The sequence below is a fragment of the Cobetia sp. 3AK genome (genome assembly GCF_029846335.1).
GTDB classification, from domain to species: domain Bacteria; phylum Pseudomonadota; class Gammaproteobacteria; order Pseudomonadales; family Halomonadaceae; genus Cobetia; species Cobetia marina.
In genome coordinates, this window is record NZ_JARWKR010000008.1 from 100,676 (window position 1) to 116,942 (window position 16,267).

Sequence of the window (16,267 nt, forward strand, 5' to 3'; positions counted from 1 at the left end):
AGCAAGGGCGGCGCTGTCGAGAGGACAGAGACGCAAGCTTCGATCATCAGTAGGGATCGAGGGCGGAAAGCGTCACGACCAGCCCCAGTACCAGCGCCGCCAACATCACTTCCAGTCGCGTCATCCACTCAAGGGCTCGTGTGGTGCCGCCCTGGCCGGAAAGCTTCGGCACAAGCCAATAGCGATTGAAGAGGGCGATACTGACCATGCTGAGCACCAGCCCGATCTTGATGGCCAGCAGTCCTTGATAAGGGTGTGACCAGTCCAGCGGGGGTGTCCCGAGAATCAGCCCGGTATTGAGGGCCCCCGTCACGACCACCAGAGCGACCGCGAGGTGGCCCATGCGGGAGAAGCGTATCAAGGCAGCTCTGGCGGCCTGGCGGAACGTTTCGGCATGCAATGCACGCAGGGTGGACACCACCGGGAACAACGCCCCGATCCAGAAGCCACCACTGAGTAGGTGCAGCCATTGATTGGCGCGGTGAATACCTCCCAGCCAGCCACCGTGCATGGCGGCGTGACCGGAGAGCGCAAGGCTTGCCAACATTGCCATGCTCGCAAGCGCCAGGACCACCAGGCGATGTGCGGGAATCACCATCAGCGCCAGCAGTGCCATCGACAGGATGCCTGCCTTGCCTGCCCAGGCAAGCCCCGAGGTCGTCTGGGTCATGACGCTCCATGCCAGGGAGACATTGGAGAGATCTCCCCAGCCAGCCCCGATGATGGCTGTCTGGAGTGGCAGTTGGCAGGCAGTGGCGATCACGGCCAATGCCAGTGCCAGGCGCAAGGCCCCCGACCAACGCTCCTCAAGCCAGAGGCGCAGCTCGCGCGACGACGATGTCAGCAGGAATCCGCTGACGCCCCAAAGGAACACGACCGCTCCGTCAAGGACGAAGCGGCTCGCGGCAAGGGCGTTATCGGGGCCGATCACGGCGTGACGGTGAACTGATACTGGCCTTCGGTCTTGTGACCATCGGTGGAAAGCACATGCCATTTGACGGCATATTTTCCTGCCTCGAGCGTCTTGCTGACCGGAGCGTTCAACGTCTTGCCGCCATTGTCGAGAGTGGCATCCCCCAGGGAGACGGGGTTGCCATCGACTCTGCTGAGACCCAGGCCACTGAAGGGCAACTCCAGCCCTTCGCTGAAGGTGAGGCTGATGCTAGTCGGCGAGGCGATTCTGGCGCCGTCCGCGGGATTGGCACTGCTGACATGGGCGTGAGCGAATGCCTGGCCACTGAACAGCAGGCTGCCAGCGACGAGTGTGGTGAGCCAATGTCTTGCATGCGTCATCTTGATGTCCTCTGGACTTCGGTCGCGTTGACTTGTGCATGGTCCAGCCATGGGGATTCACACCCTCTGGCCAGAGGTATGCACTTGCAGAAGGGGCACGTTACCTCAGCCAGCACTTTGGTGTCCCCCGCAATAATGTCGCACCCCGAGTTCCGCCTGGTGGCGGATCAATGACTGATCAGAGAGACGCTACCCAGCCAGGCAAGCCTGAGTGCCAGCAATGACAGCGCCCATTTGAACAGGCCATCGAAGTGCCGGTTGGAGACACGATCCAGAAAACGCAGTCCGAGGCGGGTACCGATCAGGCCCGCACCGATCATCAGCACGATCAGGGGCAACCACTCATGGAAGAGAAACCCTGCCATGCCGAAGATGAAGGCCTTGGTGAGGTGCTGCGCGACCATGCAGGCCGCGAAGGTCGCCACCTTGGTGTGACGCTCGCCGCCGCCTTGCTTGATGAAGCTCGCGACCAGTGGGCCGCTGGCCCCGATCAGACTCGAAAGGAACGTCGTGATGGCACCGGCGATCAAGGTGCCTGTGCGGCTCAATGCCCGCTTGGGCAGCGGCGGCCCCCAGCAGGTGAACAGCACGAACAGCGCGATGGAAAGCTCCAGCACCCCCTCAGGCAAGCGGATCAACACCCAGGCCGCGACCAGCGCACCCAGCGCCACACCCGGCAGAAAGGCTAGCAGCCGGCGCATGTCGATATGGCGCCAGGTCATCGCCATGCGCCCGCCGTTGGAACCCAGCTGCACCATGCCATGCACCGGAATCAATGCAGCGGCAGGCATCAACTGCGCCATGATCATGATCAGCAACGTTCCACCGCCGACCCCGACAGCCGCAGACAGCGCGGAGGTGGCAGCAGCCAGCAGGATCAACGCGATGACGATGGGCAGCGAGAGCGGGAAATACTGCGCGAGGCCGTCAAGCAGGCTTGCGAGGTAGGGAATATCGGCGGAATTGGCGGGCATTGCGGGCATCCTGTGCAGATAGCCAATAAAGAGAGGGAATGGGGGCTCAGGCAAGACAGTCGACATGATGCATGACCTGCCTGACAAGCGTGCAAGGCTACCTTGAGCAGGCGGCGCTGCACAGTATTGCCTTTGGGACATGTGTGGACTCATCCAGGGTGCCATTGTCTGCAAGGTCTCCGCTGACGAATGAACTGGGTATGCAACGTCAGGAAAGAAGTGCCAGCAATGAAAAGCCCCTCTGGCCGTCATGGGCTTGAGGGGCTTCAGTCTTCTGCGTCATGCCAGACAGGATGAATCAGGCCGGTGAAGAGGCCTCGACCCGCTCCGCGCGCTCGGCACGCTTGAGCATGCGATAGCGAGAGCGCACCTCGTCACGCTCCAGGTAGCAGCCCTGCAGCCAGCGGCTGCCGCTGTCGCCTTCGAAGGCATCGCGGGCGTGCAGCAGGCGGCGATTGTCGAAGATGACAAGGTCACCCGGCGCGTAGGTGAAACGCAGGGCGAAGCGCGGCTCACGCAGCATGCGCTGCAGTGTCATCAGGGCGTCGTAGGCGATTTCGGTCTGCTCGAACGGTGCCATCATCGGGCCACGCAGGAAGTCGGCGATCCGCACTTCCAGCAGCTCTCCCGCCTGGCCCAGCACGATCATCGGCGAATGCCAGACGTGATCGGTATTGCGCGAGGTATTGGCGTAACGCCAGTGCACCGTGGTGAGGGTCTCATAGGCCTCTGGGTGTTCTTCCTTCAGTGCCGTGGCGATGGCGAAGCCATCCATCATCACCGCCATGCCGCCCTCCACGCTGTTCTCGATGCAATGCAGACACTGCAGGCCCGGCTGGTATTCCCGGGTCGGCAAGTCTACATGCGGTGGCAGCGCGATGGAGGTGTAGGCGTTGGAGTCCGGGTTCTGGATCGCGCGGACATTGAAGAGGTGACCGAAGTTGGTGGTGCGGATCGCGCCGATGCGCTCGGCGACCTTCTCCAGGGCGCCGGACTCCGCCGGCAGATTACGCAGACGCACCAGTCCCTTGCCGAGCAGCTCGTGCAGGGCCGGATTGAGGATCTCGGACTCCTGCTGGCTGCCATGCTCGGCACTGGCCAGGCGGGCGGCGTCGATGGTCGGGGGCTGTTCCAGCTGTTCACCATGCCAGAGAGCAAGCGGCGGCAGTTCTGGCGGCAAGACACTCTGGTTGTCGTAATCATTGGCACGCAGGAAGCCCGGGTGGAAGCTCAGGCGGCGGTCTTCCGGCGTGAACAGCACGCTGAGCGCACCATCCTCATCGATGCTGGCCTTGGCGATCTCCGGCCATGCTGGCAGCTGGGAGAGATCCAGTATGCGTTCGCGCGTCGCTGGATTGATGGTGGTGTCATCCGCGGCGTTCTCGCGCAACCAGACACTGTGGAAACGACTGACGCGCCCGTCGCTCCAGCTCACGCTGAGATAGCGCGCTTCGTGGGTGACCTTCACGAGAGTCTCGTCAATCGGCCAGCTGTCGTAGTCGGGTGTCATCGGGAGCGCCATGGAGAGTCCTTCCTTCTGTCGGTGATCAGTTCCCCGACAGAATGGCAGTCCATGCAGGTGTCTCCTGTGCCCAATTCGACGCCATCTGTGCCCAATTCGACATCTGGTGCGCGCGTGGCGTGTCAGCTCATGAGACGGGACGCGGTGGCTGGCGTCGTGCCTGTGTCGGGGTGATCCCGAAGCGGCGACGAAAGGCGCGGGTGAAGCTCGAGTGCGATGTGAATCCGCAGGCCAGGGCGATATCGGTGATGCCGTGGCGGGTGTCATGAAGCAGACTGCGCGCATGCAGCAGGCGACGTTCTCCCTGATAGGCCTGAGGCGTGCATCCCAGCCCTTGCTGGAAGCGCCGCTCCAACTGACGCCATGAGAGCCCGAGCTCCTCGGCCAGTGCCTCGATGCTGAGTGGCGCCTCCAGGGTGTTTTCCATGCGCGTGATGGCACGTCTGAGCAGCGGATCTGCCAGGTCTGCCGATTGTTGACTGAGGCCGCGCTGCCGGCTGGCGGGCAGTCGTCCCTGATCGAGAATCAACTGTTCGCGTACCGCCTGATAGAGCGTCTGGCCATGCTGGCGGCGGATCAGCTCCAGGCTCATGTCCAGCGGGGCGCTGCCTCCGGCGCAGAAGAAACCGTCATCACTGATTTCATAAAGAGACTCCACGGCATCCACCTCATCGAAGCGTTGGGTGAATTCCGGCAGGCTCTCCCAGTGCAATGTGACCGTCTTGCCCGTCAGCAGGCCTGCACGTGCCAGCACGAAGCAGCCGGTGTCCACGCCCCCGAGCTGGCAGCCGCTGCGGGAGCGCTGCCCAAGCCATTGGAGAGTGCGATCTTCCAGATAGGCTTCCGGGGCAAAGCTGGTACATACGACCAGCTTGTCCACCGAGGGGAGCTCGTCACGTGCCGTGTCCACCGGCAGGACCATGCCGTTGGAGGCCTTGACCGGTGCGCCATCCTGACTGGCGAGTGTCCACTGATACAGGCGTGTCCCGCGCAGGCGATTGGCGATGCGCAGCGGTTCGATCATCGAGAACAGCGCGACCATCGCGAAACCCGGCAGAAGTAAGATGCCCAATTGGTGGCGCTCGTGCTGAGTCGGCGAGGCGAGCGCTGCCGTCAGGGGCGCGATGCCGGTGGGCTGCGCTGACAGAACGCCATCTTCCGCCAGGCCGACGGCGCTGCGGGAACCAGGGGAGGAGGCATGGGAGTCGTGTGATGACATGAACGCTCTGGCAATGAAGGCGTCGGGTGGCTTGGCATCGAGGCGAAGCCCATGACATTAGCCTGTTCGCTGGCAGAGTGCGAGGCGTCAGCCAATCCCCGCTCGATCGCTCGCGGGTCATCAGGGGGGGCGGTTGGCGGGAAACAAGAGGCCCGAGTGTGATCTCGGGCCCGTTTGGCGTGAAGGCAGACAGCAAGACGTTCTGTCATACCATCCTGAGGCAGTTCCGCCCATCTTCCTTGGCGGCGTACATGGCCTCGTCCGCGCGAGCGATGAGCTGCTCGCGCGTGGCACGCTCGCTGGGTGCAAGACAGGTAAGTCCGATGCTCAATGACAGTGGCAGGCGTTGTCCAGCGTGCTCCAGGACACTGTCCTTCATGCGCTGACGCAGCGTATTGATGCGTGTGGCAGAGTCGCTGAGCAGTGAATTGGGCAGGATGGCCAGAAATTCCTCACCTCCCCAGCGGGCGAGAGTATCCCCGGGAAGCAGAATGTCCTCGGCGAGGACACCCAGCTGCTGCAAGGCAAGGTCACCGGCGTCATGGCCGTAGTTGTCGTTGATCTTCTTGAAGTGATCGAAGTCCAGCAATGCGACGCACAATGGTTGGTCGACCTGGGAAGTCGACAGCGCGGTGATACTCTCCTCCAGCACTTTCTGAGCATGACGTCGGTTGTAAAGGCCGGTCAGCGGGTCAGTGATCGCGACCTTCTCGAGCGCCTGATGGGCTTCCTTCAGAGCATTGATGTCATTGGCACGCGCGACTTCATGTCCGGCCCACAGTGCGATGAGACGCACCAGCTCGATATCCTGCGAAGTGAAGGGTTTCACCGGATCGGGGCTCGAGAAGTTGAAGGTACCGTAGCGTTCACCATCCACGATCACCGGCGCGCCGATGTAGGCTTCCAGATTGAAGTTGGAGTAGCAGGGATGGTTTCTGATCTCGCTGCTTGCCACATGGTGGAAGGCTTGTACGCTATCGGCCTTGTAGACGTGATCACAGTAGGTATCGCTGAGGGAGAAACTCAGTCCCGGTGCCAGCAGGTCTTCCGGATGGCAGGCACGCTGGACGACGTAATCACCATCCGTGATGCGGCTGAAGATACCGATGGGCAGGCCAAAGTGGGCACATCCCAGTTTCAGGAGTTCATCAATGCGATCATTGAAGGACAGCTGGCGCGAAGAGGTGATGGCGTGGAGTCGGTGCAGGGTGTGCTCTGCTGTCACGCGACGAGAGACATCGCGAATCAGGCCGAACATGAAGGTGTTGTCGCTGGACGGGTCCTTGATGGGGCCGCCGAGTGTCTCGCCATAGAAGAAGCTGCCATCCTGACGTCGATAGCGAATGACCCGCCCCTCCCTGGGGGGCAGGGCATCGGTGCGGAATTGTCGCGTGCCCTGGCGCTCGAATTCATCGTTGGAGGCATACAGTATGCGTGTCTGCTGGCCGATCAGCACGTCACGCGGATAGCCGAATGCCTTTACCGCGCTGTCGTTCATGTAGGTGATGTGTCGCTGATCATCCGCAAGCAAGATGATATCGTCGATCTGGCCAAGCATCTGGCCCAGCAGGGTTTGAATCATCTCAAAGCGTTGCATGACGCATGCTCCTTGAGTCGTGCCGGTATCTTGGGAGGGGCATTCCTTGCCGCAGTCGTCATTCACATCGCTGGGAAGGCACGGACGTTACCGTCATCAAGCAGTGGCGTCGCGACGGCTGTTGCACGTTACTGAATTCATCTTAACGTATGGGGATGCAGTCGCGTCTTGATCTCATCCCGCTCGGCATTCGTATATTCAACGTAAGGGTATTGCAGTGCCAGAGGCCGTATCGTCAGGTTCCCCCCAACCGTCCACTCGCCAGGATGACCTCGAGCCGGACACCGGCGTGAAAGCGACTCCCACCACGGCTCATCAGGGCTTCGTGATGACGCGACACTGGCGGGATACGCCGGAAGGTGTCGTGATCAGCGTCTGGATTCGCACCGAGGATGGCGGGATGCGAGTCCAGACTCAGCCCCAGGAGGTGGTCGCTTTCCTGCCAGCTGAACAGCAGGTGCTGGCGCAGACTCTGGTCCGCTTCCAGCCCGGGGCCGAGCTGCGCCCGTTGGTACTGGAAGACTTTCATCATCGTCCGGTGGTGGGGCTTTACTGTCGCGAATACCGCACGTTGGGGCAGCTGGCACGTCGTTTGAAAGCGATCGGTGTCGACGTCTATGAGGCGGATGTCCGTCCGCCTGATCGCTATCTGATGGAGCGTTTCATCACGGCGGGCGTCACGGCGCGTGGTGAGCGTCACGCCGATGGCAGTCTGCACAATGCACGCCTCATGCCGCTTGACGGCTACCGTCCTCCCCTGCGCTGGGCATCGCTGGACATCGAGACCGATGCCCGGGGCAACCTGTATTCCATCGCGCTTGAAGGCTGCGGCCAGCGTCAGGTCTACATGCTGGGCCCGGAGAACGGTGAGACGACTGCCCGATGCGATTTCGGGCTCGAGTATCGGGATAGCCGGCGTGAATTGCTGCAGTGCCTGATCGACTGGGTGGCACGCCATGATCCGGACGTCATCATCGGCTGGAATGTCATCCAGTTCGATCTGCGCATGTTGGTGCGGCTCTCGGAGGCCGAGAATCTGCCTCTGCGGCTGGGGCGCGATGGCAGCACGATGCAGTGGCGAGCGCATTCGCGTCAGGCGGAGCATTATTTCGCCGAGATTCCCGGCCGGTGGGTGGTGGACGGCATCGAGGCGCTCAAGTCGGCCTTCTGGCATTTCGAGTCGTTCAGCCTCGAGAATGTCTCGCGTGAGCTGTTGCAGGAAGGCAAGGCCATCGATGATCCCTATTCCCGTCTGGACGAGATCCTGCGCATGTTCGCCGAGGACAAGCCGTCGCTGGCGCGCTACAACCTCAAGGATTGCGAGCTGGTCACGCGTATCTTCGAGCAGACGCGGCTGATGGAATTTCTGCTGGCGCGGGCCAGTGTCACCGGACTTGAAGCCGACCGCAGCGGTGGCTCGGTGGCGGCCTTCACCCACCTTTATCTGCCGCGCCTGCATCGACTCGGCAAGGTCGCGCCCAATCTGGGAGATGTGGTGGGGGAGGACAGTCCCGGCGGCTTCGTGATGGACTCCCAGCCCGGACTCTACGACTCGGTGCTGGTGCTGGATTTCAAGAGCCTGTATCCCTCCATCATCCGGACCTTCCTGATCGATCCGCTGGGGCTCATCGAAGGGTTGCGTGAGTCGGAGGATGTGTCGTTGGGCCAAAGCGTCCCGGGGTTTCTCGGTGCGCGGTTCTCGCGTGACAAGCATTGTCTGCCCGCCATCGTCGCGGAGATATGGCAGGCGCGGGACGCCGCCCGGGCGGCAGGCGATGTGCCGCTGACGCAAGCGCTCAAGATCATCATGAACGCCTTCTATGGCGTGCTGGGCTCACGCGGTTGCCGATTCTTCGACCCGCGTCTGGCCTCCTCGATCACACGGCGTGGCCATCAGATCATCCAGCAGACGGTGGCGTTGATCGAAGCACGCGGCTACACCGTGATCTACGGTGACACCGACTCCACCTTCGTCTGGCTTGGCGAGGCGCACACGGAGGAGGAGGCCGGTGAGATCGGCCGTGAACTGGCCGCCCATGTCACCGCCTGGTGGCAGCGACATCTCAAGGACAGTCTGGGGCTCGACAGTGCTCTGGAGCTCCAGTTCGAGACCCATTATCAGCGTTTTCTGATGCCCACCATCCGGGGAGCAGAGGAGGGCAGCAAGAAGCGCTATGCAGGCCTCCGGCAGACGGGGGAGGAAGGTGGGAGCGAGCTGGTGTTCAAGGGGCTCGAGTCCGTGCGCTCCGACTGGACGCCGCTGGCCAAGCGTTTCCAGCAAGGCCTCTATCGCCGCATCTTCGAGGGAAGCCCCTACCAGGAGTATCTCAAGCGCTACGTGCAGGAGTCTCTGCAGCGCCATGCTCAAGGGACTGACAGCCACTCTGACGTGGATGCGCTGATCTATCGCAAGCGCCTGCGGCGACGTCTGGATGACTATCAGCGCAACGTGCCCCCGCATGTGCGGGCAGCGCGTCTGGCGGATGACGAGAATCGCAGGCGCGGCCTGCCGTTGCGTTACCAGCGTGGCGGCTGGATTCGCTACGTGATGACCACTGCCGGGCCGGAGCCTGTCGAATACCTGCGCTCTCCCATCGATGTGGAGCATTATCTGAGTCGTCAGCTCAAGCCCGTTGCCGGTGGCATTCTTCCGTTCGTGAAGGATGATTTCGATCGTCTGCTGGATCGCCAGATGACGCTATGGTGAGACTCACGGCCACATGAGTGGCCCGTGACTGCCGAGCGCCATGAGCGAAGGGAGGTCCTCGCGGGGACAGGTGCAGAGAGCGGGATCGCGCGACGGCAGTTACCGCTGTCATTTCGTAGTGATAATATTTCTCATTATTTCTTGCATTAAAGTATGCGCGCCGTAAGATTCCTGTCGGCGCAGTCACATGAGCTGCGTCGCCGCCTTCTGGTGGCGGTCTGATTGCCATGGTGCCCGGGAGCAGGTGTGACGTTACTGAAAGTGGTTCTTGCCCATTATCGCTGGTCCTTTCTTGGTGTGATCTTTCTGAGCCTTGTCAGTGCAGGGCTGGGAATCGGTGTCATTGCCTATATCAACCAGCGACTCATCGCGCATTCTGCCACCGTCCCCCTGGACGAGGGGCTTGCGGCCCATGTCGGGGTGCTTCCGGAGTTTCTCGGACTGATTCTGCTGTTGCTGGCGATCACCCTCGGGGCACAGCTGGCGTTGACGACGCTGGGGCATCATTTCGTGCACGGACTGCGCGGGCGTCTGGTCAAGCAGATCCTCGATACCGATATCGAGCGGCTCGAGCAGCTGGGCAGCGCCAACCTGCTGGCGAGTCTGTCGAGTGACATCCGCAACATCACCCTGGCGTTCGTGCGCCTGCCGGAACTGGTGCAGGGCATCGTGCTGACCCTGGGGGCCGTGTTCTATCTTGGCTGGCTATCCCCCGGCATGATGCTGGTCACCGCCATCTGGGTGACCTTGACCATCATGGGGGGCAGCTGGCTGGTCACGCGAGTCTATCGCCACCTGGCCGAGGTGCGTGAAGCGGAGAGTCGCCTGTACGCCGACTATGAGGCGGTCATCGATGGGCGCAAGGAGCTGGCGCTCAATCGACCCCGTGCGCGTGACTATTTCGACACCCGCTATAGCGTCAATGCCCGTGAGTATCGCCATCACGTCGTGCGCGCGGATACCTACCACCTGAGCGCCGTCAACTTTTCCAACATCATGATGCTGGGGGCCATCGGCATCGTCTTCTATCTGGCCAATGGCCTGGGCTGGGCCAGCGGTGAGGTCGCCGCGACCTTTTCCCTGACGCTGCTGTTTCTGCGCACGCCCTTGATCCAGGCCGTGGGGGCATTGCCGACCTTGCTGGGGGCGGATGTGGCCTTTGCCAAACTGCGCAAGCTGGCATTGGCACCGGTCAACGCCGACTTCGCGTCTCCTCAAGATGCTCCGCCGCAGGGACATGCGTCAGCCGCAGACACGTCGGCCGGGTCTGACTGGCAGACCTTGAGTCTGCAGGGTGTCTGTTTCCGCTACGCCGGCCGCGAGACCCTGGGACAGGACATTGCGCACAACGACGCGCAGGCCTTCTGCGTCGGCCCGCTGGATCTTACCCTCAGGCGCGGAGAGCTGGTCTTCCTGATCGGTGGCAATGGCAGCGGCAAGTCGACCCTGGCCAAGCTCTTGACCGGCCTCTATCGGCCGACATCAGGCTCCCTTCTGCGGGACGGGCACCCGATAGGAGAAGACGAGCGGGAAGCCTGGCGTCAGCAGTTCTCGGCGGTCTTCACTGATTTCCATCAGTTCGATCGCCTGCTGGGTCCGACCGGTGATCCGGCAGATCCGGCATTGATCGCGCAGTGGATCGACTACCTGCAGATGCGCGAGAAGCTGGTGCTCGAGGAGAACCGTGTGATCAACACCGAGCTGTCTCAAGGGCAGCGCAAGCGACTGGCGCTGTTGATGGCCGTGGCAGAGCGTCGCGACATCGTGTTGTTGGATGAATGGGCGGCAGATCAGGACCCGCAGTTCCGCCGTATCTTCTATCGCGATCTGTTGCCGCGTCTGCGCGAGATGGGCAAGACGGTCTTCGCCATCAGTCACGATGATCATTATTTCGCGCAGGCAGACAGGTTGTTCGAGATGCGCGCCGGCACGTTGCAGGAGTTGTCGGGCGCCCAGCGTGATCGCATCAGCCAGGATGCCGTCGCGCGTCTGGATGAAGCCTGAAACAACCCGTTCGGGCTGGCGGCGAGGCGGCCGCGGGATGCCGCGGTCGCTCATTTCCTCCGACATCACCAGACAGGCAGTGGCAGGACGTGAGCCCCGGAGGCGGTCTCATGTGATGTATCAGGGATGATGCCCGGCTGCAGCGTGAATCGCCCCTCGGGGTGTTGCAGTCGGTCAGACGCGCCATTCTCGGGATTGCATGCTGGTGCATGCAGAACGGTGTGTCACCACGATTCACATTAGATGAATACGAATCATCCTGATTCCATTCCGTATTCGCCATGAGCGTGCCAGTGAGAGACGCCACGAGACGGAAGGGGAGATTGACCACACAACGATCGTTGCAAGGGAACACGATATGTCCAGACATCCAACATCACGGCAGACACCTGTCCGGCCGGCCCTCGCCCCTCTGTCGCATACCATACGGCTCTGTATCGCGGCAGGGCTCCTGTCACAGTCGGCCAGCGTGCTGGCCGCCGAGACCGATGACACCATGGTCGTGGTCGGCACGGCCCTGAAAGTCGATGCGCCACTGGTGGAGACGCCGCGTCCGGTCTCGACGGTCAATCGCGAAGAGCTCGACACGCGCAACGTCCAGCAGCTCGATGAAACCTTCCGCTACCGTGCCGGCGTCCTGTCTGGCCATTATGGGTCCGACAACAATACCGACTGGTTCAAGGTGCGTGGCTTTGATCAATCCACCTATCAGGATGGCCTGCGCATCTACCGTGAAGGTTTCTATCAGTGGTTGCCGGAGACCTGGGGGCTGGAGCGGGTCGATCTGTTCAAGGGGCCTTCCTCCATCCTCTATGGTGAGGCGCCTCCCGGCGGGTTGATCAACGCCATCAGCAAGCGCCCCACCGATGAGCCGCAGACGGAACTGCAGCTGCAGATCGGCAATCGCGGTCTGCGCCAGACGGGGCTTGATACCAGTGGGTATCTGAGCGAGTACGGGGATGTGCGCTATCGTCTGGTCGGGCTGTACCGCGAACGTGATGGGGATCTGGATCATACCGAGAACGAGCGCTACTACTTCGCGCCGAGTCTGACCTGGGACATCTCGGAGGCAACCCAGCTGACGCTGCTCGCCAGCCTCCAGAAGGATGATGGCGTCCCTACCAATGCCTTCAAGCTGGCCTATGGCACCCATGATGATACGCCATTCGGCAAGGTGGACCCGCAGACCAACTACAGCGAACCGGGGTATGACAAGGATGAGCGTACCCAGACCTCCCTGGGGTATGAGCTGCGCCACCAGCTGAACGACACCTGGGCGCTGGAGCAGGATTTCCGCTATAGCCAGCTGGATCTCGACCTGATCAGCAGTTACATCCTCTATCAGTCCTCGGCGCGCGAGGGACAGCGGGGGCTGCTGTACCGCGAGGGCACCATCGACAGCTATACCGTCGACAATCGGGCCATCGGCAAGTGGTATGGCGAGCGCACCGAGAACACCTTGCTGCTGGGCGTGGATTATCAGAATCTGAGCCTGTCGGGCAAGGAAGCGGATGACTATGCCTTCGGCGATCCGATCGATCTGTTTGACCCGCAATACGGCAATTACACCGCCTTGAGCGATGACCAGATCACGCGGCGTGATATCGACAAGGAGCAGATCGGCCTCTACGTGCAGGATCAGCTGCGCATCGATGACAAGTGGGTGCTGCTGGCGGGCGTGCGCTACGACCAGGCCGAGACCGAGAACGTCAATCAGACGACGGGGTCACGTGAGCGCTCCGATGATGACGAGATCAGCTGGTCGGGCGGGGTGATGTACCTGAGTGACTTCGGCCTCAACCCCTATCTGAGCTATACCGAATCCTTCGAGCCGATCAGCGCGACCGATGATCGCGGTTCGCTCTATGAGCCTCGCGAAGGACGCCAGTGGGAACTGGGCGCCAAGTATCAGCCCGCCGGCTGGGATGGCTACGTGACGGCGGCTGTCTTTGACCTCACCGAAGACAATACGCTGGTCACGACCGGCGGAATCCAGGTGCAGGAGGGCGAGCGTCAGTCGCGTGGCTTCGAGCTGGAAATGGTCGGTTATCTGACGGACCATCTCAAGCTGACCTCGGCGTATACCTATACCGATGCACGCCTGGAAGACGATGTGCGTGCCCCGCTGATACCGCGCCACCAGGCTTCCAGCTGGCTGGATTACGCCTTCGAGCGTGGTGCCCTGGAGGGGCTGCGTCTGGGGGCGGGTGCGCGCTATGTCGGAGAATCGGTGGATGGCGACACCACCGTGTCAGACTATCTGCTGTTCGATGCGATGGTCGGGTATGACTTCACCCGCGAGCTGAGCGCTCAGGTCAATGTCAGCAACCTCACCGACAAGGAATATGTCGCCAGCTGCAGCTACTGGTGCTACTACGGGGAATCCCGCAGCATCATTGGCAGTCTGAGCTATCGCTTCTGATTCCTTGCGCCTTTGTATCATGTCCTTTTGAACGACAACGCCCCGCAGGCATCCGCCTGCGGGGCGTTGTCGTTTCTGGCCGCGTGCCACACTCTCGCCCGCGACCTGGAGCAGTGGTCATCCCGTGATGCGCCGTCTACATCAACGCCAGATGGTTGTCCCAGTGGGTATTGGCCAGGCGCACCGGCCCCAGCGCCGGCAGCCCGTCCTCATCGATCAGCAGCCATTCTCCGCGACCATTGCTGACCACGAACCCCGCGGGAGTCTCCTGAGTGGCCGGTACTGCCAGCGCCCCCGCACAGTCGGCGAAGTCCAGTGTCGTCTCAAGCTCGCCGGTCTCGAGATTCCACAGCGTGATCAGGTTGCCCCTGGGGGCAGTGGCCACCGCCAGGTGGCCCTCGGGGGCGATGGCGATGCTCGCGATGTACTGCTTGAACTGAGGGACGTATTCCGGCGGTAGCGGCAATTCCTGCAAGGTCTCGCTGGCGGGGCGCTTCATCACCACCAGGGGGTGATGGTCCGAGGCAGGTCCCTGATACTGATACCCCGCGACGATGGTGCCATCGCGGCTGACATCCACATGACGCAATGACAGCTGATGATGCGATGGTTCGCCTTGCCAGTGAATCTCGCCCGAGACGCGATCCAGCAGCGTCAGATTGGACTGCATCGACTCCAGATTGAGCTTCACGCGACCGGTCTCCGGGCGCGTGAGAATTCCGCCATTGGCGATGATCAGCTGCCGACCGTCCGGATGCAGACGGACCTCATGCGGGCCGATCCCGCCACTGGCGAACTCGCCAAGTCGCGCGAAGTCGCGATGCATGTCGTAGATCCCGATACGGCCTTCCCCGGAGGTGATGGCGTTCTCGGTGGTGTAGAGCAGACCGCCATCCGGGCTGAACACGCCATGCCCATAGAAGTGGCGGTCCGGCGCGGCTTCGATGCGCGTGATCCGCTCACCGGTCTCGAGATCGAAGACATTGATTTCGGTGCCGGGGCGCCGGGCGAAGATCAGCGCCCAGGGCTTGTGAGGATGGCGGGTGGCGCCATGGGCGCGTTCCTTGATGGGCTGACGCCAGCGTTCCTGTCCCTGGTAACTGGTACAGCTGGCAAAGTGCTGCCCCGTGTCATCGTCACAGGCCGAGATGGCCACCCCGGCTGGCACATGGCCTCGAGCACTGGCGGCATTGTTGCCACCGGCCAGTGCCGCGCCGCCGGGTAACCCCAGCAGCGGGGTGCAGGCCAATGCCTTGAGCAGTCGCCGGCGCTGACGTGCCTCCGTTGGATGGGTTTCCAGCATGCCATGTCCTGTCTTGCTCACGTGCTTCACTCCCGAATCAATCGCCATCGGTACTGTTGAAGCCCAGAGACAGCCCGAGTGCCGGGTTGAGGGTATCGGCAAAGCCTGCCTGCAGGGTCTCGAGGTGGATCATGGCCTGCTGCAGATCGCCATTGCGCGGGTCGTCGCGCAACATGCCAGCAAGATCCGCCGGCAGGGCGGCGAAGGCGTCACGCGCATCGGCAAAGTCTCCGGTGGTGGAGGCCACCATGCGCGGGTCGACCTGCTGATTCAGGTAGCCCTGAATGCCTGCGACCTCGTCATTGCCGAGCCAGAGCGTCTCCATCATCGCAAGCGTCGCCCCGATGTTGGCAAGCCCCATGCCGCCACGCCAGGACTCTGCCGCGTACGGGTTGGCCGTGCCGCCGTTGTCGAGCCCGATCGGGCGGCGCAGCTTGCGGTCCTTGATGGCCTCAAGCTGCACGGTCATCGCGCGTACCAGGTAAAGCACGGCGTCACGTGGATCGCTGAAGGCGCCAGTGCCATCGGCCAGGTGTGGCGTGAACTGCTGCCACTCTTCGAGCAGCGTCTTGCCGGTGCTGGCGGCGTAGGCGGTGTTGGCCGTCATCAGCTCACACCGCCGCGTGTTGGCGGTGAGGGGCGAGTCGGCATAGCGGGCATCGAACAGTTGAAATTCCACACTGCCCAGCCCCTGCATGACGATGGATTGCTCCGCCAAGCCATCGGCCGTGATCGGGGCATCGCCAGCGAGCAGGGCGCGTGTCTTGCCTGACACCAGGTCCTTCTTGTCCGGCCAGAAATACAGCTGCCATTGGCGAGAATTCTGCAGGATGGGCCCCATCTCGACCCAGTTGACCTGATTCAGACCCAGCATGGCGCTGCGCCAATCCTCCTTGAGCGTCTCGAGCGTCACGTCACCCTCGGCGGAGCAGAACGCCTGGCTGTGCTGCGAGAGCTGCGTCAGGCGGTTGGCGAGCTGCTGGTGGGCTTCGCTCAAAGTGTCAGCGGCAAACTGGCTGACGGCGTCCGCGCTGGTGGTGTTGGCGCTAGAAGAGTCCGATGCCGCCAGTGTGCTCGTCGACAGCAGTGCGGTGCCCAGCAGGGTCATGGCGGAGGTCATCAGCGCCAGGGGCGAGGGCTTGCGCGTGAAAGGTTTCATCGGGATGGCAGCAGAGGTGAAGGTGTCACGGGACATGTCGCGGGATTCCTTGTCAGAACGGCACGCC

Annotated in this window: 11 protein-coding genes; 3 read left to right on the plus strand and 8 right to left on the minus strand. The window is 62.2% G+C overall.

Going from position 1 to position 16,267, the window contains the following annotated elements; translation table 11 throughout:
* Positions 1-46: 46 nt before the first annotated feature.
* From copD to QD228_RS12770, 6 genes are all read right to left on the minus strand, one after another.
* A complete protein-coding gene (gene copD, locus QD228_RS12745; protein WP_279875759.1) occupies positions 47-994 on the minus strand; it encodes a copper homeostasis membrane protein CopD in 948 nt (315 codons plus the stop codon).
* Positions 928-1,293: a copper homeostasis periplasmic binding protein CopC gene (gene copC / locus QD228_RS12750; RefSeq protein WP_136937901.1), complete on the minus strand. Its 366-nt coding sequence runs from the start codon at positions 1,291-1,293 to the stop codon at positions 928-930. The genes copD and copC overlap by 67 nt, the downstream gene beginning before the upstream one ends.
* 167 nt (positions 1,294-1,460) lie before the next feature.
* A complete protein-coding gene (locus QD228_RS12755) occupies positions 1,461-2,267 on the minus strand; it encodes a sulfite exporter TauE/SafE family protein (protein WP_279875760.1) in 807 nt (268 codons plus the stop codon).
* Positions 2,268-2,565: 298 nt separating this feature from the next.
* The gene (locus QD228_RS12760) at positions 2,566-3,789 is read right to left on the minus strand and encodes a TauD/TfdA family dioxygenase (RefSeq protein WP_279875761.1); all 1,224 of its coding nucleotides are present in this window, start codon (positions 3,787-3,789) and stop codon (positions 2,566-2,568) included.
* Between the two features lie 127 nt (positions 3,790-3,916).
* Positions 3,917-5,008 carry a GlxA family transcriptional regulator gene (locus tag QD228_RS12765; RefSeq protein ID WP_279875762.1) on the minus strand — a complete coding sequence of 364 codons (1,092 nt, stop codon included), beginning with the start codon at positions 5,006-5,008 and terminating at the stop codon, positions 3,917-3,919.
* Positions 5,009-5,213: 205 nt separating this feature from the next.
* Entirely contained in the window at positions 5,214-6,605 is a 1,392-nt protein-coding gene (locus QD228_RS12770; protein WP_279875763.1) for a diguanylate cyclase, read from the minus strand.
* Positions 6,606-6,894: 289 nt separating this feature from the next.
* Here QD228_RS12770 and QD228_RS12775 point away from each other — a divergent pair, with 289 nt between their 5' ends.
* The 3 genes from QD228_RS12775 (at position 6,895) to QD228_RS12785 (ending at position 13,738) form a co-directional block, all read left to right on the plus strand.
* A complete protein-coding gene (locus tag QD228_RS12775) occupies positions 6,895-9,312 on the plus strand; it encodes a DNA polymerase II (protein WP_279875764.1) in 2,418 nt (805 codons plus the stop codon).
* Positions 9,313-9,558: 246 nt separating this feature from the next.
* Positions 9,559-11,316, plus strand: coding sequence for a multidrug ABC transporter permease/ATP-binding protein (locus QD228_RS12780; protein ID WP_279875765.1), 1,758 nt, complete (start codon positions 9,559-9,561; stop codon positions 11,314-11,316).
* Positions 11,317-11,812: 496 nt separating this feature from the next.
* Positions 11,813-13,738, plus strand: a complete 1,926-nt coding sequence (locus QD228_RS12785) for a TonB-dependent siderophore receptor (protein ID WP_279875806.1) — start codon at positions 11,813-11,815, stop codon at positions 13,736-13,738.
* 136 nt (positions 13,739-13,874) lie between these two features.
* On the opposite strand, the gene QD228_RS12790 is transcribed toward QD228_RS12785, so the two are convergent.
* On the minus strand, positions 13,875-15,062 hold the full coding sequence (locus QD228_RS12790; protein ID WP_279875766.1) for a DUF1513 domain-containing protein: 1,188 nt from the start codon (positions 15,060-15,062) through the stop codon (positions 13,875-13,877).
* 16 nt (positions 15,063-15,078) lie between these two features.
* Positions 15,079-16,236 carry an imelysin family protein gene (locus tag QD228_RS12795; RefSeq protein ID WP_279875767.1) on the minus strand — a complete coding sequence of 386 codons (1,158 nt, stop codon included), beginning with the start codon at positions 16,234-16,236 and terminating at the stop codon, positions 15,079-15,081.
* Between the last annotated feature and the right edge of the window lie 31 nt (positions 16,237-16,267).